The sequence below is a fragment of the Segetibacter koreensis DSM 18137 genome, from assembly GCF_000374045.1.
GTDB classification, from domain to species: domain Bacteria; phylum Bacteroidota; class Bacteroidia; order Chitinophagales; family Chitinophagaceae; genus Segetibacter; species Segetibacter koreensis.
The window spans coordinates 473,271-499,292 of the sequence record NZ_KB893314.1; the positions used below are offsets into that span (position 1 = coordinate 473,271).

At 36.9% G+C, this 26,022-nt stretch carries 20 protein-coding genes; 7 read left to right on the top strand and 13 right to left on the bottom strand.

Annotation, left to right across the window (positions count from 1 at the left end; genetic code table 11):
* Positions 1 to 22: 22 nt before the first annotated feature.
* The 3 genes from B154_RS0102110 to B154_RS0102120 form a co-directional block, all read right to left on the bottom strand.
* Positions 23 to 883, bottom strand: a complete 861-nt coding sequence (locus tag B154_RS0102110; RefSeq protein ID WP_018611475.1) for a cyanophycinase — start codon at positions 881 to 883, stop codon at positions 23 to 25.
* A gap of 88 nt (positions 884 to 971) precedes the next feature.
* Positions 972 to 1,250, bottom strand: coding sequence for a hypothetical protein (locus B154_RS0102115; protein ID WP_018611478.1), 279 nt, complete (start codon positions 1,248 to 1,250; stop codon positions 972 to 974).
* Between the two features lie 391 nt (positions 1,251 to 1,641).
* Positions 1,642 to 5,454 (bottom strand): CheR family methyltransferase, encoded by a 3,813-nt coding sequence (locus B154_RS0102120; protein WP_018611480.1) that lies wholly within the window; start codon positions 5,452 to 5,454, stop codon positions 1,642 to 1,644.
* 381 nt (positions 5,455 to 5,835) lie between these two features.
* Between B154_RS0102120 and B154_RS0102125 the strand changes: the two genes are divergently transcribed.
* Positions 5,836 to 6,252, top strand: a complete 417-nt coding sequence (locus B154_RS0102125; RefSeq protein ID WP_033410832.1) for a response regulator — start codon at positions 5,836 to 5,838, stop codon at positions 6,250 to 6,252.
* Here the strand turns inward: B154_RS0102125 and B154_RS0102130 are convergent.
* The 6 genes from B154_RS0102130 to B154_RS0102155 form a co-directional block, all read right to left on the bottom strand.
* The gene (locus B154_RS0102130; RefSeq protein WP_018611484.1) at positions 6,249 to 6,566 is read right to left on the bottom strand and encodes a hypothetical protein; all 318 of its coding nucleotides are present in this window, start codon (positions 6,564 to 6,566) and stop codon (positions 6,249 to 6,251) included. The genes B154_RS0102125 and B154_RS0102130 overlap by 4 nt on opposite strands.
* A gap of 141 nt (positions 6,567 to 6,707) precedes the next feature.
* Entirely contained in the window at positions 6,708 to 7,172 is a 465-nt protein-coding gene (locus B154_RS0102135; protein WP_018611485.1) for a response regulator, read from the bottom strand.
* 331 nt (positions 7,173 to 7,503) lie between these two features.
* Complete coding sequence (locus tag B154_RS0102140; RefSeq protein ID WP_018611487.1) at positions 7,504 to 7,938, bottom strand: response regulator; 435 nt, start codon at positions 7,936 to 7,938, stop codon at positions 7,504 to 7,506.
* Between the two features lie 161 nt (positions 7,939 to 8,099).
* The gene (locus B154_RS0102145) at positions 8,100 to 11,183 is read right to left on the bottom strand and encodes a choice-of-anchor tandem repeat GloVer-containing protein (RefSeq protein ID WP_018611489.1); all 3,084 of its coding nucleotides are present in this window, start codon (positions 11,181 to 11,183) and stop codon (positions 8,100 to 8,102) included.
* A 335-nt stretch (positions 11,184 to 11,518) separates the two neighbouring features.
* Positions 11,519 to 12,145: a chloramphenicol acetyltransferase gene (locus B154_RS0102150; RefSeq protein WP_018611490.1), complete on the bottom strand. Its 627-nt coding sequence runs from the start codon at positions 12,143 to 12,145 to the stop codon at positions 11,519 to 11,521.
* Complete coding sequence (locus tag B154_RS0102155; RefSeq protein WP_018611493.1) at positions 12,142 to 12,831, bottom strand: HAD family hydrolase; 690 nt, start codon at positions 12,829 to 12,831, stop codon at positions 12,142 to 12,144. The genes B154_RS0102150 and B154_RS0102155 overlap by 4 nt, the downstream gene beginning before the upstream one ends.
* Before the next feature lie 404 nt (positions 12,832 to 13,235).
* Here B154_RS0102155 and B154_RS0102160 point away from each other — a divergent pair, with 404 nt between their 5' ends.
* The 3 genes from B154_RS0102160 to B154_RS27435 all read left to right on the top strand — a co-directional run bounded on the left by B154_RS0102160 (position 13,236) and on the right by B154_RS27435 (position 16,075).
* On the top strand, positions 13,236 to 13,685 hold the full coding sequence (locus B154_RS0102160) for a hypothetical protein (RefSeq protein ID WP_018611494.1): 450 nt from the start codon (positions 13,236 to 13,238) through the stop codon (positions 13,683 to 13,685).
* Positions 13,686 to 14,075: 390 nt separating this feature from the next.
* Entirely contained in the window at positions 14,076 to 14,714 is a 639-nt protein-coding gene (locus B154_RS0102165) for a 3-keto-disaccharide hydrolase (protein WP_018611495.1), read from the top strand.
* A gap of 128 nt (positions 14,715 to 14,842) precedes the next feature.
* A complete protein-coding gene (locus B154_RS27435; RefSeq protein WP_018611496.1) occupies positions 14,843 to 16,075 on the top strand; it encodes a multiheme c-type cytochrome in 1,233 nt (410 codons plus the stop codon).
* Between the two features lie 133 nt (positions 16,076 to 16,208).
* On the opposite strand, the gene B154_RS0102175 is transcribed toward B154_RS27435, so the two are convergent.
* The gene (locus B154_RS0102175) at positions 16,209 to 16,529 is read right to left on the bottom strand and encodes a hypothetical protein (protein WP_018611498.1); all 321 of its coding nucleotides are present in this window, start codon (positions 16,527 to 16,529) and stop codon (positions 16,209 to 16,211) included.
* 503 nt (positions 16,530 to 17,032) lie between these two features.
* On the opposite strand from B154_RS0102175, the gene B154_RS0102180 reads away from it, so the two are divergent.
* Complete coding sequence (locus tag B154_RS0102180; protein ID WP_157580363.1) at positions 17,033 to 18,340, top strand: hypothetical protein; 1,308 nt, start codon at positions 17,033 to 17,035, stop codon at positions 18,338 to 18,340.
* Between the two features lie 35 nt (positions 18,341 to 18,375).
* On the opposite strand, the gene B154_RS0102185 is transcribed toward B154_RS0102180, so the two are convergent.
* The gene (locus tag B154_RS0102185) at positions 18,376 to 19,116 is read right to left on the bottom strand and encodes a class I SAM-dependent methyltransferase (protein ID WP_018611502.1); all 741 of its coding nucleotides are present in this window, start codon (positions 19,114 to 19,116) and stop codon (positions 18,376 to 18,378) included.
* A 227-nt stretch (positions 19,117 to 19,343) separates the two neighbouring features.
* Between B154_RS0102185 and B154_RS0102190 the strand changes: the two genes are divergently transcribed.
* Complete coding sequence (locus tag B154_RS0102190) at positions 19,344 to 21,353, top strand: beta-galactosidase (protein ID WP_026259902.1); 2,010 nt, start codon at positions 19,344 to 19,346, stop codon at positions 21,351 to 21,353.
* A gap of 127 nt (positions 21,354 to 21,480) precedes the next feature.
* On the top strand, positions 21,481 to 22,944 hold the full coding sequence (locus tag B154_RS0102195) for a hypothetical protein (RefSeq protein ID WP_018611506.1): 1,464 nt from the start codon (positions 21,481 to 21,483) through the stop codon (positions 22,942 to 22,944).
* Between the two features lie 188 nt (positions 22,945 to 23,132).
* Here the strand turns inward: B154_RS0102195 and B154_RS30460 are convergent, their stop codons facing one another.
* The gene (locus B154_RS30460) at positions 23,133 to 24,986 is read right to left on the bottom strand and encodes a CBM96 family carbohydrate-binding protein (protein WP_157580366.1); all 1,854 of its coding nucleotides are present in this window, start codon (positions 24,984 to 24,986) and stop codon (positions 23,133 to 23,135) included.
* 247 nt (positions 24,987 to 25,233) lie between these two features.
* Positions 25,234 to 25,857 carry an HAD family hydrolase gene (locus B154_RS0102210; protein WP_018611512.1) on the bottom strand — a complete coding sequence of 208 codons (624 nt, stop codon included), beginning with the start codon at positions 25,855 to 25,857 and terminating at the stop codon, positions 25,234 to 25,236.
* Positions 25,858 to 26,022: the final 165 nt, after the last annotated feature.

Sequence of the window (26,022 nt, forward strand, 5' to 3'; positions counted from 1 at the left end):
TTCTTTTAAAATAAAAACGCTTTTATTTGTGAGGTGGATTGGTTTGTGGGATATCGTAAAAACTACCCCCGGGTAATAAATGAACTTTTAAATCGCGGATACTTAAAGCCTTGTCTTCGGAAAATTCAGTAATATTTGAACTTGTAATAGAAAAGCCTTCTATTATTATAACCACGCTCTTACCTATAACCTCTGCCTTTAGACCTTCACGAACAATAACCGCTGTATTTTCTTCTATACCTATGCCTATGGATGTAGGATTTGATGCGAGTACTTGCGCCATGCGTACAAACCTGCTTCTGTCAATAAAATGGGTATCGATACACACATCCTTTAAAAATTCAAGACCTGTTGTTATTTTTATTTCTCCCGCAATCTGCTGTTTGTCTTTATTACCGGCATAAATCATAGGCGTTGACATCGCCATAGCGCCCGCACTTGTACCGCCAATCACTATTTTTTCAGATATATACCTTTCCTTTAAATGAGTAAGAAAAGAGGTACCGCCATATAATGAAGTCAGCAGTAACTGGTTACCACCGGTAAAGAAAAAAGCATCTGCTTTTTGAACACGATCAGCAAGTTCATCTTCAAGCACTTCCTTACGTACCTGGTGGTGAATTTGTCCTATTTGTGTTACATTGAGTTTTTGAAATGCTTTTTTATAGTCTTCAAACATTTCATCGCCTTCACAGCTTGCACTTGTAATCACCTCTACCACCGGATTATCTTTGCCAATGAGTTTTATAAATGTTTCAAGTATTTCCGGTTTTGAATTCTCTTGGTTGTGTTTGAGTTCCTCGCCTTTATTTTCATGACCACCTATAATCACCAATATGCCTTTAGGCACTGGAGATGGGTTTGAAACATCAGTTTTCCTCATATAGAATTTTAAAGTTTATGTATTGTAACTTATGCCTTTAAAACCACCCATTTTTTAATATACATAGGATAACATGTTGTCATACAAATCAACTCCATACATTTCCCACTCCAAGCGGAGGTTCAGCTTCTTCGTGTTTTTCTACTGCTGCCATTATGCTTTCAACCAGGGCAGGATCTTTCGACATGCCACTTTCAGATTTCCTTGTCTCTAGATTTACAACCAGCCTTCCTTCCGGTACAATTTTATGAAGTGATTCGGGTACCTGAATCACAATTGTTTTGTCATTATCAATGCCGCTGATAATTACTTTAGCTTCGTAAGCTGTTCCTTTATAAATAAAATCTGTTGCGAACATTCTTGCCATAATGTAGTTTTTTAGATAAAAAAGTTCTTTCTTTTGTTTCGTTTCGATACGTAAACCTGGTAATAATATTTTGAAACAGGATACTGAGATTGTTTCGTACTGCTATTATCATAACATATTGTACCACACTTCAAAGTACACCGAGGCTATACTTTGAAATGAATCTTATCTTCTTATTGCTAATCATTTACTTAGGAAAAAAATATTGCTATTTTTCTATTCTTCAATTAACAGTCAAAGTCAATTTGATTACGGTTGGGTGAGGAAGCTTTTTCTCATTTTGCTTTTTTGATCTTTCAAAATCCAGTCCCTTTAATGAACGCGGAAAAAAGAAAAAACAAGGGTTGGAACATTTTAATTTCTTATAACGTTGAAGCGGGAGACATAAACATCAATTTGTTTGGGTTTGTGCAGGCTGATGCTCAGGTAATATTACATAAAGTACTGTCCCTTCGTTTTCATGACTTTCAGCATGTATTTCTCCGTGGTGACTTCTTGCAATTTTACGGCATAAAGCAAGCCCTATACCAGTACCTGGATAATTGTCTTTACCGTTTAATCGTTGAAAAATTACAAATATCTGGTCTGCAAATTCCTGGGGAAAGCCGATGCCATTGTCTTTTACGGCTATTTCATAGTAATGCAAGGAGGAGTCTAAAGTCGGAAACTTTTTTACTTCATTTTCTTCTAAACCACGGCAGGTAATTGTAATAACGGGCTTAGTATCCGGAGCTGTAAATTTTAATGCGTTACCCAAAAGATTATGAAAAAGCTGGTCCATAAGCAGTGGAACAGCCTGTATGACAGGTAACTTGTCAAATTTTAAGTCAGCGTTTTTTTCCTGTATCAACAAATCAAAATCAGATACCACATTTTTAATTACTTCATTAAGGTCAGTACTAACGAAATTTTTTTCGAAGCGGGCAATCCGTGAAAAATTTAGCAGATCATTAATAAGATTTCTCATTCTCTCCGATGAGCTATTAATTTTTTCAATAAGCTCTTTTCCGTTGTCGGGCAATAAATTATTGAAATTGTCTTTAAAACGATTTGAAAAAGTAATTATTTTTCGTAAGGGCTCCTGTAGATCATGGCTGGCAACATAAGCAAACTGCGCAAGTTCATTGTTAGAATTTTCGAGGCCCCTGTTTGCTTCCTGTAATTCTCGGGTACGCTCCTTTACAAGCTTTTCAAGAGACTCATTTATTCTCTTATCGTGAATTTCCGTACATGATCCTGTATAGCCGGTAAATTCTCCATTCGCATCAAAAGTAGGAACGCCGCTGTTAAATATCCAGCGATATTCTCCATCAAACCGCTTCATACGGTATTCTAAGGTAAAAGATTTTTTCTCCTCAAAAGATTTATTATAAGTGCTCAAAACATCGTCAAGATCGTCCTTATATATGCCTTGAGTCCATCCCATGCCCGTTTCATCTGAAAGTTTTCTGCCCGTAAAAGCTATCCACGTTTTGTTTAAAAAAGTGAAATTTTTATCAGTATCAGCTACCCATATCATTGCTGGTACATTATCAGCCATTTTTTGCAGCCATGCTTCACGCTCTTCCAGCAGCCGTTCGGCATGACGGTGCTCCGTTATGTCTTCTATAGCCAGAAGAATAAACTTTTGTTGAGTTATCTTTTGTATTACCTGCCTTCCGTTTAACAAAAGCACCTTCTCTCCTATTCCTTCAAAATTATGTATTACTTCAAAACCGCTGAATTGGCTGTTGCGTGGAATAATGTCTTCCAGAAAATCTTTTAATTCCGGAATGTCCCACTGCCTGTTGTTAAACTCATAAATGTACTTACCTTCTGTTTCTTCTTCTTTTGCCAGGTAAGTTTTGTAAAAAGCCTTATTAGCAGACTTTACGCGTAGGCTTGCGTCTAAAACTATAGCAGCTTCCCTTATAGTTTCTATTACCGCCTGTGTATAATCATTCGCCTCAGCCAGCTGTTCATTCCTCATCTGCAACTCCTGGTTAATTGTCATTAACTCTTCGTTGCTTGACTCCAGTTCTTCCTTCGACGTTTCGAGTTCTTCGTTTATGCTTTGCAGTTCTTCATTACTCGATACAATTTCTTCGTTAGCTGATTGCAATTCTTCATTAGCCGCTTCCTGCTCTTCTACCAAAGAGCGCATATCTTCACGAAGGGTTACCAATTCTGTTTCAAGTTGCTTTACACGCCTGTCTTTTGAAAAACTAACTTTAAGCTCTGCAGATGACGCGGCTTTCTCTTCTTCAAATACTATTAATAAGAGCTTTTCGGTTGTTTGCGCATCAAGCGGTGTCACTTCAAAGCCGATCTGATACAGCTTATCGTTAATGTTGATTGAAATATCCGTTGTTTTAACCGGTTCATCTGTTTTAATCGCTTTATGCAGTGCATTTCTTAATTCGAGTTCTAACCCGGGCCGGGCCATTTTAAGCAGGTTAAGGCTTGCCCTGCCGGGAGATGCTTCTAAAAATAAACCGGTAGAACCACGAAACTGAATAATATCGAGGTGATGATTGACGACTACAGCCGGAGGAGTATATTTTGACAAAAGAGTATTATCAATTATCTTTTCCAGGCTCACTTCTGGGGTTGTTTCTTTTGGAACAATATATTTCCGAACAGGTTTGGGTTCAGGCTTTTCTACTTCAGTTACCGGGGAGCTGAAATCAAAAATTGCTTTAGGCGGCACTTCGTTTTTCTTTGCAAATATTTTTACTTTTTTATCTAACTGCGTAAAAAGATTCGTTGAGGCACCAACAGTCTCAGACTTACCCAAAACCAGGTAACCGGTTTTATTTAAAGCATAATGAAAATTTGCAAGAGCTTTTTTTTGCAGGTTGACATCGAGATAAATAAGGAGGTTACAACAACTGACTATATCAATCCTGGAGAAAGGAGGGTCTTTAAAAATATTATGGGGCGAAAATACACAAATATCTCTTATACGTTTTATAATGCGGTAGTGCCCATCAGTTTTTACAAAGTATTTCTCAAGATATTGTGGTGAAAGTGTACTAACGTCTCCCGATGTATATATACCTACCCTTGCTTTTGCAATGGCTGTTTCACTCAGATCTGTTGCAAATATCTGTATACTTGGAATTATTGAATCTTTTTCGACAACATCAAGTATTATCATTGCCAGAGAGTACGCTTCCTCACCCGTAGAGCATGCAGGTACCCAAATACGTAAAGGATTTTGTATTGATTTGCTTTTAAGTAGCTCAGGCAATATCACATTCTTCAAATACTCGGTTGCTTCGGCATCTCTGAAAAAGTGTGTAACATTTATAAGAATATCCTGGTAAAGAAGGTCTGTTTCCGCAGGTTTTTTTTTCAGCAATTCTATATATTCATTAAGACCATCCAACTTATGTAAAAGCATCCTGCGGATGATCCGCCGCCTGATGGTAGTTTTTTTATATTGAGTAAAGTCCACCCCCGTCCGGTTTCTAAGCAACTTTAAAATGGTAGCCAGGTCCTCATCCTTTAAATTTTCTACTTCCGTTGCGAAATCTTTATCATTTACACTTTCTCCTTTTTCATCTGCTGGATCTTCGTTTATATCGGGTATATGTACAGATTGAAGCAGATCTTTTTGACGGCTGAGCCTTGCCAGCTCCAACGCCATTTCTTTTGGAGACAATACCGCATCTACAGCACTTTCTGCAACAGCAGCCATGGGCATACTTCGAAATTGGGCAGATTCATCTTGCGCAAAAGTTAATCCTCCGGCCATTTTTATTGCTTTCAGGCCCAGTGCCCCATCTGAGGCAGTTCCGGAAAGAATAATTCCTATTGACCCTCCTTTTTGTTTTTCTGCCAATGATAAAAAGAACAAATCGATGGGAGAATGCTTAAACGGCCTTGCAGCCCTTTCTGAAAGTTCAAAGACACTGTCAGTAATACTAACATCAGCATTGGGCGGAATAATATAAAAATGATCAGTCTCTATAGGCATCAGATTTTCTATCTGCCGGACATCCATTTTTGTTACCCGCTGCAGTATTTCTGATAGAGCACTCTTATAAGTAGGATCGAGGTGCTGTATATACACATAGGCCATTCCCGTATCAGCAGGAAGGTTCTCTAATAATTCTGTAATAGCGGCAAGCCCACCTGCAGAAGCTCCAATAGCTACAATAGGAAACGACTTCGCATTGCTTTTAAGTTTTTTGTTTTCTTCAGGCCTCTTGTCATCCATATTATTAAAAAACATATACTACCTTACAAGAAGTAAAATAGTAATAAGTAATAAAGTAAAATTTCTTATTTCTTTAAAGGTATATAACGCAATAACCTTGTATGTATTCAAGTACCTGATAAGAGGTAACAAAGCAAAGTTTTTTATGTGTTAATACCTTTTAAAACTGCCTTACTGCAAGATATTAATATTAATAAAAAAATCCTTGGTTACCATTTATATTTTATAAAATCTACGAATAATTACTGCTTTTTATAATTGCTTAAACATTGCTTATTAAAGATTGGCATCTTCAACTTTTTAAATAAAAAAACCGCAAGACATCTATAGATATTAACGATTTTTTTGTTATATTTCCGTTTCTACAAATATCCTGCTTATATGTTGATCCCTTTAGCTGTTTTTATTGTTGACGATGACAAGGATGACACTGATATGTTTTGTGAAGTTATTTCTGAAATAAATAACTCTGTAAAATGTACTGCAGCTTCTAATGGCAAGGAAGCTTTGCAATTGTTAGAGAACGAACGTGTCCTTCCAGACTTTTTATTTTTGGACCTCAATATGCCGGGCATGAATGGCAAGCAGCTTTTAAAACAATTAAAACAAAATCAAAAGCTTACATCAATACCTGTAATTATTTATTCCACTTCAAATCTAGAAGCAGACAAAGAGATAACCAGGCAATTAGGAGCTTCTTATTTTCTTACAAAACCAGATTCTATGAAGCAACTTAAAAAAGACCTCGAGTTCGTTTTTGATAAAAAGTATGAACACAATCAAGTCGTAACAACCTAAATGCCTTCAAGATTTTCTTCTTCCAAATCTACAAAACCTTTCTTTGCTCTTTTTTCAACTACCCTATTTGTAAAATCAAGAGTTGTAATAGCCAATTGCCGAGTCAGGGATGCCTGTTGCGTACATTTAATTAATAACGATTCCATTTCCTGCCGAATCTTCTGCGATTTTTTTTCAAGCTTCTGCATTTTTATAAACCAACTCTTATTTCTTTTTCTCTCAAAATGATCTGCATAATCAACCGGATAAAACAACTTAAAAAGGGTTTTACAATGAACATCCGTAGATAAACACTGTACAATTTCTTCTTTCATAAAATATTAGTTTGTTTTCATTTGCTACCATTCGTTGTACTTTTCACTGAATTTGGGTTCGGAATTAGTCGTAATTTTTTCTAAAAAACCTTCGAATAATTACAACGGCTTCTTTTTATGAAAGTAAACATATAACTATTCCTAAAAATAATGTAAACTTTTTACATTTGACGAGACTCTTGCAACAAATTTTTCTTTACCCGGTCGTTGCATATTTTCATTTAAATTATTCATAACCTGTTTAAGTATGTGAAGAAGATCATCGCCGGAAGCAGGCTTAACAATGTAGTAATGAGCCTCGTTTTTAAAACAGGCATCAATGTCTTTAATATAGTGAGAAGTTGAATAAATGATAACCGGAATATTTGCAAGATGTGGCTTAGACTTTATATATTTAAGACAATACAAACCATTATAACCCGGCATATTCAGATCAAGAAAAATAATATCGGGCTTAGTGCCATCTTTTAAAAAACTCATACATTCTAAACCACTTTTTGCCTGCGTAACTCTACCCTCATCTGAAATTTTTGCGAGAGATTCTGTAAAAAAGAGTAAATCAGCAGAATGATCTCCTGCGATTAAAACATTCGAAAGTCTTTTCATTAATTTAAAATCTGCAAATTATTTGCCTCAGATGAATTAGTTAGAATGGAACGTTTGATAACAAAAGATTTAAGAAATGGGTATTTAATTCTATAGCAATTCTACATAATACCAAGCTAGCGAATCAAATATATAAATACATAGTTATTTACTTTTTTCTGACGATATGACTTCTTAAAAAAGACGAGATATAAATGAAGAACAGGCTCTATTTAACAACATAAAAAAGAACTAAGGTTGTTTTGCTAAAAAATATAAAGATTCTCTTTGTAAGATTTATAAAGGTACACAACAGCCTGGGGCAAAAAAGACTTGCAACTGCACACAATTTTTAATTATTTCTCAATTCTTTACTATTAGGATGCTGGCAATAATCCCAATATTGGATAATGCTCCTGAGCATATTTACAATACCAATATAAGAATCTGGTTTTTTGAAATAACCCTGAACGGAGAGATTGTAAGCTTTAGTAATGTCATGGCGATTTCCGGCAGTTGATAAAAATAAAAAAGGGATACATTTTAATCTAAGTTTTACATCATCATATATTTCTTGTCGAAATTCAAATCCGTTTATAGAATTCATATTAACATCACAAAGAATAAATAAAGGTTGCCGATCAGAGTTCCTCAAAAAGTCTAAAGCTCTCTTTGCTTCATCAAAACATACTAATTCATTTTCTATCTTCAACTCTTTAAATGCTTCAGAAATTAACTCCAAATCTTCTAAATCGTCATCGATGATTAATATTGGATTTTTTTCCATTATAGGTTTGTAGGTATTCAATTTAAATATATTGAAATAAATATAGCAAAATATTTATATTTCTCCAAGACATACGTTATTTCTCTATAACAATCATCAATAAAAAAGTGGGCATAATACCCACTTTTTTAAGAAACTTATTCTTAACACCTTATTATTTTTTACATTTTTATAAATTGCAAGGTTTGCCTTCCAACCTCAGTTTGTACCTGTATAAAATATGTTCCCGCTTTTAAATTAGCAGCGTTCATTTCCAATTTATTGTTTTTGTTTAGCTGTTGGCTTGTAGTATTTATTACTGAGCCGCGTACATCTGTTATTATAGCCGTTATCCGTGTAACAGGTATATTAAATGTTATAGTAAATCTATCTGTAACCGGGTTAGGATATATTTTTGTTTCAAGAGATACCGTTGTTTTTGTTTCTACAGACATCGCCTCTGAGGAAGGTCTTGCAGCAGCAATACCGGCAGTAAGTGTAGCGGTAACGGTAACTGTTAGCTGCTCTTCATCGTACAGCGCCGGAGAGCCATTATCTGCAACTCTAACTTTGAAAGTATAAGAGCCGGTTGCTGTGGGCGTCCATGAGAATGCTCCGGTTGTTGCACTTATTGAAGCTCCTGCCGGCGCATTTAGAAGCGAGAAAGTTTTAGTTTGACCTGCATCGTCATCTGTTGCTGTTGCTGTAAACTTCAACGTTGCACCTTTTGCAATGGTTTTGTTTCCAATCGGCGCCAAAACCGGTGCATCATTTACCGCTGTTACGTTTATTTTAATCCATTGAGGAGCAGATGCCATACAGCCAACATTGGCAGTAAAGGCAAACGAATCTTTACCTGCATAATTTCCGTTTGGCGTATAAGTTCGATTAGCAGATGTACCAGAAGTTACTGAACCATTTTTGGGTTGCCTGACAATAGTAAAGGTAAGCGGTGAGCCACCAGAGCCAGACAAAACAATTGCTTTAGATGCATCTTCTGAAATGGTAAGGCTTTGGGCGTTGGCAACAAGGGTATTTTTAGGCGCGATTATCAAGCCGCTTAAAGGAGTGCCACCATCTTTTGCTATATCTAAATGACGAAGTACCGAAAAAGAACCACCTGAAGATATTTTGAAAATAGTACCGGTTTTGTAGGTTCCTCCAGCGCTTGTGGTTCCATAAAAGTAGCCGTCCGCAGCTTGCACTAAGCCACCTTTGGGGTAACTGCCATCAGTAGAAGGATTAAGTTGCCGCAGTTTGGTAAGTACACCGCCAGTTGTGATTTTGAAAATAACACCACCACTATAAGTACCTCCTCCACTCATTGTTCCATAAAACGCACCGTCAGTCCCCTGCACTAAATTGCCTGAAGGATTATTACCATCAGTGCTATAAGCCAAAGTGCGTAAGATTGAAAAGGCACCGCCGGATGTTATTTTAAAGAAGCGGGTATTATAACCGGTCATGCCGTAAAATGCACCATCTTTACCCTGCACCAGGCCTGCTTCTGAAGCATTACCATCGGTTGAGTAAACCAGGTTGCGCAAAACAGTAAACGTACCAGTAGTTGATATTTTAAAAATAGTACCGCTGGCGCCAGTTCCACCGGAATATGTCATTCCATATAAAAGTCCATCTTTGCCCTGCACCAAAGTTCCTCTCGGACTTTCGCCATCTGTTGTTCCTTTTAAATGACGTAGTACAGTAAACTGTCCAGAGGGTGTAATTTTATAAATTGTCCCACTGCTATAGCTTCCCCCGCTTTCTGTCATACCATAAAAATTGCCATCAGTGCCTTTTAGGAGTCCCCCTTGAGGATTGCCTCCATCAACATTGCGATTAAATGAGCGGAGAACGGTAGTAACGCCACCACAAATTTTGAAAATTGTACCGAAGTCGTATGTACCCCCGTTTTTTGTAACACCATAATAAGCGCCATCATTTCCTACAGCCAGGTTGTCCTGCGGTAGATTGCCTTGTGTGGCACCATTAAGATGATTAAGCACAGTAAGTGAACCGGAAGAGGTGATTTTAAAAATTGTACCGTGTGTATTTTTACCGCCTGCGTTTGTCATTCCATACAACAAACCGTCAGGAGTTTGTACAAGGCTACCCATAGGATAACCGCCATCCGTTGCATTTGTCAACTTTTTAATAACTGTCACCGCACCTGATAAGGTCATTTTAAAAACAGATCCGCTATAGCCGCCACTCATGCTGTATGTCATACCATACAATAAGCCATCTGATGCCTGTAATAAACTGCCTTTAGGGTTTCCCCCTTCCACAGAAGGAGACAAAGCACGTAATACTTTAAAAGATGTTCCTGTAGTATTGATTTTAAAAATAGTTCCGTTATAATTGCCACCGGAAGGAGCCATACCATACAGGTAACCATCTTTTGCCTGGATTAGATCACCTGAAGGATAGACACCGTCTGTAGCGTTCAAATGCCTTATCACTGTATAACTTCCCGATGACGTAATGCGAAAAATAACACCATAACTATATTTTCCACCAAGGTAGGTCATACCATAAAATGCCCCATCATCTGCCTGTACGAGGCTGCCATATGACTGGCCACCGTCGGTTTTATTAAATGATTTTAATACAGTATACTGCCCGGAAGGTGTCATTTTGAAAATATTTCCGTAGCCATAAACACCACCGGCATAATTGATACCGTAAAAGTTGCCATCTGCGGTTTGTATTAAATGCCCCTGTGGACGGCCCCCATCAGTATTTACACTAAGGCTACGTATGATGGTATAAGTACCCGAAGAAGTGATCTTAAAAATGCAACCACCATTATTAATGCTTCCGCTGCTGGTCATTCCATAAAAGTTACCGTCTTTAGCTTGTATTAAACTGCCTTTGGGATATCCTCCATCAACATATAAATTTAGATTTTTTAAAATGGTAATTGTTCCGCCGGGCGTCATTTTAAAAATAGTACCATGACCATAACTTCCACCTTCGGAAGCCATGCCATAAAGATTGCCGTCAGTACCCCTTACAAGGCTGCTGACTGGCGATGAACCCCAGTCAACGAAAGCCTTCAAAATGGAAAAACCGGTAGCATTTGTTTTAATAGAATAAGCGGTGCCTTTCCCTTCCGGCCCACCGTTGGAGGTTAAACCGACTAAAACATCCTGCGCTTGTAAGCCGAAAACAGCAGATAAAATAAAAGCCGTTAATACTGGCTTTATAAAAAAGCGTTTTAAGTGCATCAACGTAAGCAGATAAGTAAAAAATTTTGGTGTCATACAATAGATTTGTAAATGGAGTTTTTAAATTTTATATCTCAAATATGACAGAAGAAAGAGTATTGTAAAAGAGCGGTATGTATGAAATGAGAGAAATTATGGATGAATGGTAAAAAGAAATTAAAATTACCGGAAGAGGTTTAATGTTTACTTACGGGCTACGCGTATTTACGGTAAAGCATGATTGGGTGAAATCCAAATTTTTCACATCATTCTGTTTTCCCTATCTAAAGAATCAAGACAAAAGAAAATGCATTCTTTTTACTGAATTAGTCTTTTTCTTTTTTTATTGTGAGAACAGAAAAGGTGGCAAAAAAACAGGGTAAAAAAAGATATTATATTTTATTCATTAACTCCTGGAATAAATCTACGTATTCGCCCACGTGGTAGCCATCCATAAGTCCGTGGTGAACATGAATAGATACAGGCATTTTTCTAACACCGTTTTCAATGGTCATTTTGCCAAATGAAATTTTTGGAATACTGTCTTTAAAGGCAAAAGCACGGGCATGTGATAAAGATGTAAAATTGAGCCAGGGAATGGAAGAGTAATGAATAACATTTTCACCAGAAACTGCAGGAATTAGTCCTGAAGTACTTTGAACTTTATCTATTTCCTTTTGTGCTTCTTTATAAAACGTTTGGTAATCTTCATAATAATCTATATAAGCAAATCCAAAAGTTCCATCATTTCTGTTAATTGTGGGCGAAGCATTTACCTGATCATAAACAATTACATCGGTGCCTTCTATGCGATACAAAAAAGGTCTGGTCTTATTCGCAGCCTCAAGGGATTTATATAAATAGAATAAAAAGAAAGATGAGCGCGTATCTTTTGCCATTGTATAGGCAGTTGTGCAATCAATAGTTACAGTCACCCCAAAAAAAGGCTCTTCAAACTGGTTGAAGAATTTAAAATGGTCTTTCCTGTTCCAGTCGTCGAGATTCAACTTCTGTTTCATAACTGCAAATGGTTAAATAATTCATTAATATCATTGAGCTGCCTAAAGTTCTGGTGTTCTATTGTATGTTCAACCAACTCATGTGACCAGGTAGTATGATAAGGTATATGATAACCGTGACCACCAATGCTAAGTACAGGTAAAACATCAGATTTAATCGAGTTTCCTATCATCAAAAACTCTTCAGGTTTTACATCTAAATGTTTAATCAGTTTAAGGTAGTCTGATTCACCCTTATCAGACATAATTTCAATATGATGAAAATAATGTTCGATACCCGACTTTTTCAATTTGCGCTCCTGGTCCAGTAGGTCACCTTTTGTCGCTACGACCAGACGATAACTGTCTTTTAATTTTTTCAGAACTTCTTCAATGCCTTCAAAAAGTTCTATAGGCCGGGCCAATAATTCTTTGCCATACTCAATTATTTTTTCTACTACGCCAATTTCAATCGTTTTATCTGAAACTTTTAAGGCGGTTTCAATCATAGATAGCATAAAACCTTTTATACCATAACCGTAAAGAGACAAGTTTTGTATTTCCACCTGCAGGAGTTCGCGCGATGTGGTATGTTGGGGAAGATAATCTTCTAAAAGCTGGCAAAACTTATGTTCGGTTTCCTGGAAGTATGGTTCATTGACCCAAAGGGTATCATCGGCGTCAAAAGCAATTACTTTTATACTCATTGTAATGGTGTTAGCTTGCGCAAAAATGCAAATTTTAAAAGACTATTCTAGAAGATAATTATTGGTTCAGACAAACTACAGTCTTGTCAATTATTAGTAATAGGTAAAATCACTCCCATTTCATTGCTTAATAAACCTATTAGATAGTCAGTGAAATGTTTTTTCGTCATTAGCGTGATAAGGTTCAATACTTACGGAATGAATGTAACTATACATTTCGATAACAACATTTAATTTACTAATCATATCAAAAATGTGAGATTTTGAAATGAGATATAAAAAAAACCCTTGATAATTTTTCCAACTGAGAAGGTTGTTTATTGAAAAAAGCGGTGGCAGGATAATTGAGAATAATACTAACTGGAGCACGTAGACAACAAAAAATCTTAATTAAAAAAATAATTATGAAAAAAGTTCTTTTTGGAAGCGCATTGTTATTTGTGTTAGGCGCCTGCAACTCTGGTAGCACCGCTACAAGTACGACAGACAGTCCCGCCACCAGTTCAGAAAGTGCAGGTAGTAGCACAGGCAGTAGCACAGGTAGTGGAACGGGGTCTACCATGCCTGATACTACCCACATGGAAAATCAATCAGGGGCAACAGGAAATGGCGGAGTAGGAACCGGCGCAAATAATCAAACTGGTGAAGCCAGTTCAGGAACCGGTGCAGCAAGCAGCGGAACAAGCGGAAGCTCAACCGGCACAACCGGTTCAGGCAGCACAGGCTCAGGAAGCAGCAACACAGGTAATGGAAGCGGAACAGGCGGCACAGGTACCGGGGGAAGTAATACAGGCAGTGGCACAGGTAGTGGCAGCGGAAGCAATTCTTCAGCGCATCCGGCTGGTGGACACTAAAAAATTCAATAGCAATTTTATTTTTTCAGCTTTTAAAATAATCAAGCTCAAGTCTATTAGTTCTCTTTGTTGCCAGAAATCATATATGGCAATAAAGGGAACTTTTTTTTAATAACTTTCTCATTACCTGGTTTTATCGAGGATGTTATTCAGTCACCAAAAACTACCAAAGTCGAAATTCAACAGTAGGCATTCTGTGAATTCCCCTCCAACTTTTGTTCGCCTACAAGACTTCATAGAAAAAAACCGTTTTTCTGCTAACATAGCATCGAAACCTTTTAATGAAAAAAACGAACTTTGAGAAACTTCTATCTTCCTGATAAGCGGGGTACTATGTGAAAAAATAGTAGTTTTATAAAAATTATTATTTCTAATCTTTTAAATGTACACATGAAAAAACTTATTAGCTTTTGTTCTATTGCTTTGTTTCTCATTTCTTCTTCAGCTTTTGCACAACAACCTGGTGGATGGATTTCTTTATTTGATGGCAAATCGCTCGACAACTGGAAAGTAGGTCAAAATGCAGCAACTTTTACAGTTGAAAACGGATCAATTGTCGCCCATGGTGAAACAGCTCACCTTTTTTACATGGGAGATGTAAAAAACCACGACTTTAAAAATTTTGAGTTCAAAGCTGATGTTATGACAACCCCCGGCTCTAACTCAGGCATATACTTTCATACACAATACCAGGAAAGCGGCTGGCCATCTAAAGGTTATGAAGTGCAGGTAAATAATTCACATACAGATTGGCGCAGAACCGGCAGCTTATATTCAGTTCAGGATGTAAAAGAAGTATACGTTAAGGATAACGTATGGTTTACAGAATACATTAAGGTTGAGGGAAAAAGAGTGATCATTAAAATAAACGACAAAACTGTTGTTGACTATACAGAGCCAGAAAATGTACAACGGCCGGCGGATATGGCTGGAAGAGTTATCTCAGACGGCACTTTCGCATTACAAGGTCATGATCCTAAAAGTAAAGTGTACTTTAAAAATATAATGGTTAAACCACTAAACGATTAACTTTAAAAAGATCTTCATAAAACGCTTTCACATACTTTGATCGACTGTAAGTTTCAGAGTCTTTATGTATGGAATACAGTATTCCAATCCGCAATTAATTTTTATGGATTTTATTGAAAAAGCTTTTTATGAAAATAATTTTGACGTCTAAAAAGCTGAGATTAATTGCTGTTATCATTGTATCTATTGCTTTTTTTACAAAATGCATTAACAATAATAAAAAGGATGTTGTTATCACAAATAATTCAGGCGAGCAATTTGCCGGCTCTTCTGCATGCAAAAATTGCCACAGTGAATTGTATAAAAGCTTTATAAATACTGCGCATTTTCATACATCACAGGCAGCTACCAAAGAAACAATTCTTGGAAGTTTTAACAGAGGTGAAAACGTTTTTTCATATTCGTACTACTCAAAAGTTGCAATGGAAGAGAGGGATAGCGGTTTATACCAGGTCGGGTATGATAAAAATTTTCACCAACAGCAGGCTTACAAATTTGACATAATTATTGGTTCGGGCACAAGAGGGCAATCTTATTTATCGTGGGTAAAGAACCGTCTCATTCAGTTGCCCATTTCGTTTTTTACATCAGCTAAAGCCTGGGCTAATAGCCCAGGCTTTCCTTACTATCAGCCTCAATACACAAGAGCTATTTCTGCTCGATGCCTTGAGTGTCACAGCACATACTTCAAAACCTTACCAGGTGAAAATATTACATCTCCGGAATATGATCGCAATCAAATATTGTACGGTGTGCAGTGCGAAAGCTGCCATGGACCGGCCAATAAACATGTTGTATATCATCAGCAACACCAGGGTGAGACCAAAGGAAAATTTATAGACAATCTGTCTTCATTTACCCGGCAACAAAAACTTGATCTGTGCGGTTTTTGCCATGGTGGTATAAGGCAAAGTGAAAAGCCCGCATTCAGCTTTTCTCCGGGCGACACTCTTTCAGGCTCTAAACGACAAACAGCAGCAGTACAAATGCACGATGTGGAGGTGCATGATAATCAATACGCACTCCTTTCAGCAAGCAAGTGTTTTCGAATGAGCAATACTATGACTTGTAATACATGTCATAACACTCACCAACAGGAAAGAGGGAACGTGGCCTTATTTTCGAAAAAATGTATGAATTGCCATAATTATGACAAAGGAAGTTTTTGTAAAATGGCGCCGACACTGGGAAATCAGATAACAAAAAATTGTATTGATTGTCACATGCCACAAAAAGAATCTAAAATGCTAACACTACAGTTGGAAGGTAAAGCGAACAATTCTCCTTCAACTTTACGGTCTCATGTTATTGCTATTTACCCTGGGGAGACCAGTAAGTATTTATCTGTTATGAAGCAATAAATGGCAGATGTCCCCTATTGATCAATAGAAAATACCTGTAGATATTTGATAAAAAATTATCTTCATACATACAACTATGGGAGCTGTATAAGAGTTTGTGTTAAAAAGCAGATAAGGAGGTACAGAAGCATCTTTATTCTGAAACTGCTGCCATAACAACTTGAGGTTTTGGTTTCTTAAGTAAGAATAAACTTTCTTCAAAAAAGGAAACAATAGCTGCTGATAATGAAAAGGCTGGTTTAGATGTAGTGCTGGCTGACCTGCGTTCATGTAGCCTTTGATACTTTAACTGCCTTCTTGCCAAAACTTCTTTTTTGTTAATGCAATACAATTCCAACATCATTTTGTAATTGGTTGAAATGTTTGATGAAGACCTTTTGCGAACCGTATTAAATCCACCGCTTTTTGGTGTGCCTGCATTAAATCTTCTTACATATGTAGTATTATTTCTCATAAATTAAATTTTTAATAACTGATAAGACTCAAGACATATTCATTCGATTGTTAAAAGTTATTGAAATCATTGCAGCAATCTTTGGTCATGTTGTAACTTCAATCTTCAGTCAGGCGTATGTCTTTGACACTACAAAAATGCCCTAATAAAAAAGAGGATACAATCGCATATTGGTGTGAAAAATTGTTGATAGAAATAATGTACTAACTGTACTTTTCAACCTTTTAAACTTTATCCTGTTTTTTTACCGCCTGTCTGACATTATCTTAATTCGTTTTAAAAAAAATATCACATAAATATGTTACTATTATAATAGACGAATTTTTAGGCTATAAAGCTGCTGTTCGTGTAACTTTTTTCTTCGGTATTTTTACTCTATACACTTCACAAGCAGTTGTAGCTTCTAAAAATTGTAATCAAAATCAACCCTTTGCATAAGTAACCATCGCGCATTCTCTATTATTGTTTAATATTGCAACCTATATAAATATCATATCCTATACATGAAAAAATTATGGATTAGCTTTTTATTTTGCGCGATGTATTTGTTAAGTTTTGCTCAAACCGATACTTTGCAAAATGTACGTACCGATTCTGCAAAGTTTACAGCAACAGACACAAGCACAAGGGCAAATGTTGATTCTTCACTAACTACCGATACAACTCTACGTATCATAAATGTCAATCCTTTTTTTTCAGTTCATGTTGACTCAACCCTTAGTTACCAGTTCCAGATCAATAAAGATTTACCTAATTCTTTCTGGTTTTTAAAAAATGCGCCGGTAGGCCTACGGCTGAATAAGGATAATGGATTACTAAGTTTTAAAGCTGATAAATCTTACTTTCTTTCGGGCAGGCTTAAATATGACTATAATTATACGGTAACTATCGGCATACAAAACCTTGCAAACCCAAAGGAAAGAGTAGACACAACTTTTTCTATTGTTTTTTTTAATACAGAAATCATTCCTTCTGATTTAAAGCCACAAGTAAGCGGAACTGTGTATATTGAGGAAGGAGATACACTAAGATTTAAAGTTTTGTGTGAAGCGGGAAGTTTTCCTTTCGAAAATATAATGACTCTTACCAGTATTCCAATCGGCCAGTTTTCGCCTGTTCAAAAATGTGACGACGAATTTAAATGGACGCCTTCATATGATTTTGTAAAAGAAACAGATACGGGAAAAGGAAAACAAGTAGTTGTAAGTTTTATAGGCTCTACCAAATTTAAAATGCAGGATACAGCCGTACTAAAAATTATCGTAAGAAATGGTTTGAATTACCCGCTTGCAGTAGAACAGTATAACCAGCTGGTACACGATATGAACTCTTATATCATCAAGCTGAAGTATACCTTTTTACAGCTAGACAGAACAATTAAAAAAACAAAGAGGACACGAACCGGATTTGATCTTACTGCGGCATCAGCAGCGCTGAGCGGAACAGTTCTATCGACCTCTGATAACGACCAGACAAAGCGTACGGGCCTTATATTGCCAAGTGTCGGTTTGGTTTTAACTCCTTTAAAAGAAGCATCGGCACCACCTAAAAACGCCGAACAAAACCAAGCTACCTTAGTTCGTTCTTCAATTAAGCGTCTTGAATACATTGTACAGGATAATAAACTCGTAGGCGAGAAAGACCCTAATTTACTTGATAAGATGACGAAGATCAGAGAGGAACTGAAACAAAGCCAACTTCAGTTAATTGACGTACCCATTGAGATCACAAACGATATGACAGAAGAAGAACTTAACAGGTACTTCAACAGCAGAAAGGTGAATAAAAAATATACCCTGAAAAAGGGTTAATATGTTTAAAATTATAAAACTAAACCTCCATTAACTTATCGACGCTTCTTATCTACCTGGTATATAAGAAAATGCTGTATAGGTAAAAATTCTCCGCGATAAGTTAATGTAAATCCGTTAGCTGCTAACTCTTTATTTAATTGTTTTACTGTTGTTTTATGTAACAGGCTTCTTTGCACATTCGGATCTTCACCTCTATATTCAATCAATAGAATTTTACCATTCTTTTTTAATGCATTTTTTATCGATTGTAAAGTTTCGTGGGGATACTCCAACTCATGATATACATCTACCATTATTACCAGATCAACAGACCCTGTTGGAAGATTTACTGCCGTGTCTGTTCCTTTGATGACCTCAACATTTTTAATATTAAGTTCCTGTTTTTTTTCATTTAGTCGTTTTATCATCGCATCCTGTACATCTTCGGCATATACTTTACCTTGTGGTACCCGGGGAGCAATTTTAAAAGTATAGTATCCTGTGCCAGCACCGATATCTGCCACAACATCATCTTTTTTTAGTGGCATTTTTTGCACTGCCAAGTTTGCGTTTTCTTCCTGTTCCCTGTCGGGCCTGTCAAGCCATGTAGTTGCTGATGAACTAACGATGTGCGCTATTTCTCTGCCTAAATAAAATTTACCTATGCCTCCGGAAGAAGCGTCTGCATAAGTGTAAATACTATCAGCAGGTCTAGTGATACTTTGCCCCGCTGAAACAAATGTGCTAAAAGAAAATATTACACTAAAAAATACAAAAGGTATAAAGATTTTCATAAAGAGAGCTTAAGAGAAAACGCTTAAAGATTACTGTTTTTCAAATACTAATGTACTAAACATAAAATAACTTACTAAAGTTGTTATTCCAATTACTTAAATTATCTTTTCAGGCAATTACCGAATTGTTCATCATTATGTTTAGCCTTCACTTTCCGATAAAGAAAATCTTTTCTCTTTTATCCTTTTTCTTACTGGCTCAGTTTGTATCTGCCCAAAAGTTTACAATGGAAACACTTCTATACGGAGTCGCGTACTATGATGAGTACATGCCTTATGAAAGGTTAGACAAGGATATACAAATGATGAAAGAAGCAGGAATAAATGTAGTACGGATTGCCGAGTCAACGTGGAGCACAGTAGAGCCACAGGATGGGGTGTTTGATTTTTCGCATATTGACCGGGTCTTAAATGCTATGCACAAAGCAGGAATAAAGGTTATTGTTGGCACGCCTACGTACGCAGTACCAACGTGGTTGGTTAGAGAACATCGTGATGTATTGGCTACCACGCTGGAAGGCCGCAATAAGTATGGCGCGAGGCAAAATATGGATATTACCAATACCGATTTTCGGGTCTACGCTGAAAGGATTATCAGGAAAATAATGGAACACGTAAAAGATAACCCGGCTATTATCGGCTACCAGGTAGACAATGAAACAAAACACTATAATACAAGCGGGCCAAACGTGCAGAAACTGTTTGTACAATACATGAAGGACAAGTACAACTCGCTTGATACAATCAACAAAACATTCGGACTCGATTACTGGAGCAACAGGATAAATAGCTGGGAAGATTTTCCATCTATGGAAGGAACGATCAATGCGAGTCTTGCTGCAGAATTTTCAAAATTTCAAAGAAAGCTTGTTACTGATTACCTTGCCTGGCAAGCTTCTATTGTAAATGAGTATAAACATCCAAACCAATTTGTAACCCAAAATTTTGACTTTGAGTGGAGGGGGTATTCTTTTGGCATTCAGCCTGACGTTGACCATTTTGCAGCCGCCAAAGCATTAGATGTAGCTGGTGTCGATATTTATCACCCTTCACAAGACCAGCTAACCGGAACAGAGATTTCTTTTGGTGGCGATGTTGCCCGCTCAATGAAAGGAGGTGAAAATTATTTGGTAATAGAAACCGAAGCACAGGGTTTCCCTCAATGGACTCCCTACCCTGGCCAGTTACGGCTGCAGGCTTTCAGCCATCTGGCTTCAGGTGCCAATATGGTTGAGTACTGGCACTGGCACTCGATTCATAATTCTGCAGAAACCTATTGGAAAGGTGTATTGAGTCATGACTTTGAACCCAACCTTGTTTACAATGAGGCAAAAACAATTGGAAAAGATTTTGAGAGACTTAGCTCTCATTTAGTTAATTTAAAAAAGACAAATAATGTGGCAATTCTCTTTAGCAACGAAGCACTTACCGCCTTTAAGGCGTATGGATTTGGCTATGGAGCTAAGGAAGGTTATAATGATGTCTTGAGGCAGATGTACGATGGATTATATAAGATGAATGTCGGGGTTGATTTTGTTGATCCTTCAAGCACCAATCTCGAAAATTACAAACTTCTCATTGTCCCTCTTTTATATGCAGCACCCGACTCTTTATTACAACGTTTAAACATGTTTGTAAAGAATGGCGGTCATATTGTTTATACTTATAAAAGCGGTTTTTCAGACGAAAATGTAAAAGTAAGAACAACAAAACAACCCGGTATTATTAATGAAGCATGTGGCATTTATTACAATCAATTTACTATTCCGGAAAATGTGTTTTTAAAAAATGACCCATATAAAGTTGGAAAAGAAAATAACGCTGTAAAAACATGGATGGAGTTAATCACTCCGACAACAGCTAAGGTACTAGCATATTATGATCACCCGGTATGGGGGAAATATGCAGCTATAACAGAAAATAAATATGGCAAAGGACTGGCGACATATATAGGTTGCATGACAGGAAATGTTGTAATGGAAAAATTATTGCACGATGTAATAAACAAAGCAGGATTGGAGGGATTGGATCAGCAAATTCATTTTCCGCTTGTAACAAAAACAGGAGTAAACCAAAATGGAAAAACAGTTCATTATTATTTCAACTATTCAGCAAATTCCAAACTCTTCACATATCCATATCGGGATGGAAAAGAATTGCTTTCAGGTAAAAATATAACAAAAGCCAGTCAGCAAAAACTGGAACCATGGGGTGTAATTATAATAGAAGAAAAATGATTCTTACCAAAAATTTGTTCATAATAAAAAAAATCACGACAACTATTATTGACTTCTTTTAGTGTGAAAGATTAATTTTAAACTGTTATAAAAACTGAAGGCAAAATCACTATTAAACCATGCTGTTTTGAAAATATTTACTGTATCAATTACTTTACTGCTAGTTATAGGAAACGTACTTTTTGCACAAAAAAAAGATGTGTTACAATTACATCCTCAAAATCCTCATTATTTTCTTTATAAGAATAAACCTACCGTTCTCATCGGTTCTGGCGAGCATTATGGTTCCGTAATTAATCTTGACTTTAATTATACAAAATACCTCGAAACGCTGAGCCAGGAAGAGCTTAATCTAACCCGTCTTTTTACGGGTGCTTATATTGAAAAACAAGGGGACTTTGGCATTCAAAAAAATACGCTCGCCCCGGCAGAAGGCCGATTAGTCTTGCCATGGCAAAGAAGTGAAAGTGCAGGTTTTGTATTAGGCGGAAATAAGTTTGACCTCACCAAATGGGATGACTCGTATTTTCAAAGGTTAAAGGATTTTATGAGCTTAGCAGATCGAAACGGGGTAATTGTAGAAGTCAACCTTTTTTCGTCTTACTACCAAAACGGCTGGAATTACAGTGTCTTCAATACAAAAAACAATATTAACCAAACAGACAGTATTGCTCCTGCTTTAGCAAACACTTTAAACAATGGCAACATATTGAATTACCAGCAACGGTATGTAAGAAAAATTGTCAAAGAATTGAATCGCTTCAATAATTTTTATTTTGAAATACAAAACGAGCCATGGGCATCACAAACAGATACCGTTCTTGTGCGCGATGAATATGCCGATACCGCAGACTGGCGGTCGACTATACAAGTGGTTTCAAAAAAATCGAATGATTGGCAGCGGCAGGTTGCACAGTGGATAAAAGAGGAAGAAAATCAGTTGCCAAATAAACATCTTATCTCTCAAAATATCAGCAATTTCCACTACCCGATCACCAATCCCGATCCTAACATTTCTATTTTTAACTTTCACTATACCGTTCCGCAAGCTGTTGCAGAAAACTTTTACGTGAATAAAGTAATTGGTTTTAATGAAACTGGTTTTGCTGGCAGGGAAAACAAAACATATCGGCGCCAGGCATGGCGATTTATAATGGCAGGCGGTGGACTATTTAACCAGCTTGATTATTCCTTTTCTGTAGGTTTTGAAAACGGGCAAGACGCAACCTATACCGCACCGGGAGGAGGCAACCAAGCCTTTCGCAAACAACTCAGCAACCTGAAACAATTTTTTGAGAGGCTGAACTATATTCAATTGAAACCTGACAATTCCTTTATAACAGCTGCGTCAGGAGCTATGACAGAGACACTAAGTAACGGGCACTCGCTATGGATTGTGTATTACGAACCAATGGCTACAACTCCCGGTAAACTAATTGTAAACCTGCCAAAAGGATTATATCAGGCAATATGGACAGATGTAGTAACAGGACAATTGTTGCAAACAACCACAGTAAAAGATGGACAGGTTGATGTTTCAAACGGCGGTAATGATAAAGTCTTAACAATACAAACCTCGGCAACAAAATAGATGCAAAATTTTTGTTCTGGTATTTTTGTTTTAGTAGAAATTGTATAAGGGCAGAAAAATTAATGAAAAACAAATTGCTTCTGTTTCAATTCATACCTTCTGCAATCCAGATTGTATTTTTTATTTCAGAATCTTTGCCTCTGTTCAGTTATTAGACAAATGGCTCTTTCTGATTATTTTTTCAATTACTATTGAACTATTAATTTTATCTCCTCGCTTTTCGTAGCTGAATTTATTTTCAATACATAAATTCCGGAGCGCAATGAAAATTTTGAGATATCAATAGTAACTGTTGATCCTCCCAATGGTATTGCATAGCTACCAATATTAAGAATTCTACCAGAAAGATCTACAATTGCCAGGGAGCAATTACCTGCATAGTCAGCAGGGAATTTAATATTAAATCTTTTATCTGAAGGATTTGGATAAACAATTGGCTTTATAAAATTTTTATTAATTTGATGAATATCTTCAGTTGATGTTATTATCTCTGCACCATTATTAAAATTATCAATTGAACGATTTGCAGTTGATACAATAATTAATTGAGGCTTATTCTTTGCTCTCTCTCTACTGTTAAATACAAGATTACTATTTTGGTTTGCCGCGTCTTTCAATAAAAAGCTTACAACTTTATCACCGGTAAATTGCGTTTTTACAAAATCGGTTACGTCTATTTCATAATATTTTGCCACGTTGTTAATACCTACAGACCTTAGAGGCGCGGTAGATGCAGCCGGAGCGTTGTTATAAGTAATTCCGCTTTCTGTCCATGCATCGTTACCAACACCGAATAAAGAAACATTAATACTTTTTGTATTCTCAACATTATAGCCATAAATACGCAATTTTGCAGAAGATACATTGCTGATATTGCTTAAGGAGAATTTAAGGTAAGAGGACCTTGTATAACCACTAGCCGTTGCACCTTTTACAATTAAAGAAGTATCTTTTCCATAATTTGTTGACGCAAAGCTTCCATTACGAACGAACGCGTCAGCCTGGGGAGACAGTGTAATATTCTGACTTCCGGGAATTCCTTTGTAATTGGTTTTAGAAAAATTACCACAGGTATAAAATACATTGCCTTTTAAAAAAACAGCAACGCCGGCAGATTTGGATGTAGGTAACGGAGTAAGCTCTGCCCATGTGTTAGTTGCCGGTGAAAACGCGGAAACGAGGCTACTCTTTACATTATGAGAAGTTTCACCTCCCAAAACAAGAATGCGGTCTCCTGCCACTATAACCGATGAGGAGATGTGGTCACGTGCAGTGGGCATATCTGCTAATTTGGTCCAAGTGTTCGTTGTTTCGTCGTAGGCCTCAATAGTTTTCTGGGTGACCGCATTATCATCCTGGTGATGAGCTCCACCGACGAAGTATATTTTACCTCCGTACACTGCTGAGCCCCCATGATTACTAGGATTAAGAAGGGGAGCTAAGGACTTCCAGCCGGCGGCAAGATTATTTAGATCTAATGCATAATGTACGCCCACATCTGCCCGCGATAAATTTGCACCTCCCATATAATGAATTTTACCGTTCAGATATCGCAATTGGCCTGCCGCCAGAGCCTGTGGTAAATCAGGAAGCTTAGTATAAGTATTGGTGGCAACATTATATCTCCAAACCTGTTTGGTCCCGAAAAGTTGTCCCGTACCATCGGTATTGGAAGTATAACCACCTGCAAAGTAAATGTTGGTACCATCGTTGGTAAGACCAACGTGAGTAATGCCGCCAAAACCTTGTCCGTTAGGAGTATGAGGCAAATCTGCGAGGGCAGTCCAGGTATTTGCTATGGGATCGTATACAAATGCTTTTTTAGTTGGTGTCCACTTAGGTTGTTTTGCAACATCGTAGCCTCCGAAAATATACAGTTTACCGTTAACAACTTCCCCATGGACTTCATGCGTGGCAATCGGCTGCCCCGCGGCCGTGCCCCATGCGATAGTTTTAAAATCCTGCGCTGAGAGTGGCAGGTAAGTGAGCAGAGTGGCAATTAATATACATATAGAAAAACGCGCGGTAGATCTTAAAGCCAAATTCTTTTTACTAAAAAAATAAAATTTTTTCACGCTACTTATCAATTTAATATTTTAAATATGGAAAGTATGCTTTTAAGAAAACAAAAAAGCATACTTATAAAAAATTTTAATACGAACAAATAGTGGTTATGAATACATACACAAAAGTTGTTAAATGTAAAGACAACGTTTATGAAATTGAAGCTGCACTGCAATTCAGTTTGTATACCTTAAACAATTTTTATATTTTTTCTTATAAAATTATTTAAACTATTTTATCAATCCTTATCCATTTCATTCCTGCTGCTTTGGCGGCTTTTACTCCAGCATCCCCATCTTCAAAAACCAGGCAGTCACTTGGTTCAACACCAAGTTTTTCTGCAGCTAATAAAAAAGGATCAGGATACGGTTTACCGTGAGGGGTTTCACCCGCGCAGACCATCACATCCACTAAACCATCAATTCTTAATACCTCCAAAGTCTTTTGAATCATTTTTCTTGATCCTCCCGATACGACACCGATCATATATTTTACCGCGTTTGCCTTTAAATGATCTACCACGAAATGTATTGGTTCCGTTTTCTCAATAAACTCGTTATAAAATAAGTTGGATTTTAGAGATTCAAACTCAGTTGGATTAAAACTACTGTTATACCTTTTATTGATTTCCTCCACTACTGCCGGTATAGGCAGGCCCGCAAATTCATCTATTATTTCAGGCAAAATTGTTACACCTGCATTTGCCGCAACTTTTACATAAGTTTCTTTATGTGCCAGCATATTATCTGCAAGCGTTCCATCACAGTCGTACAAAAACGCTTTATAATCACCTTTGGCTAATTCACATAAAGCTTCATACCTTAATTTATCAAAATTACCTGTATTCATTAATCATTGTACTATGTTGTCAACGATATAAATCGTGAAGCCGCATAGTGCGGTTTTAAGCTGTTTAAAGCGAAAGTAACCCGTAGCAAAATACAGCCGGTTCAGGCTAGTACGTTAAACAATTTCAGCGACCACCGTTTTCAAAATCAGGCCAAAAAGTCTCAA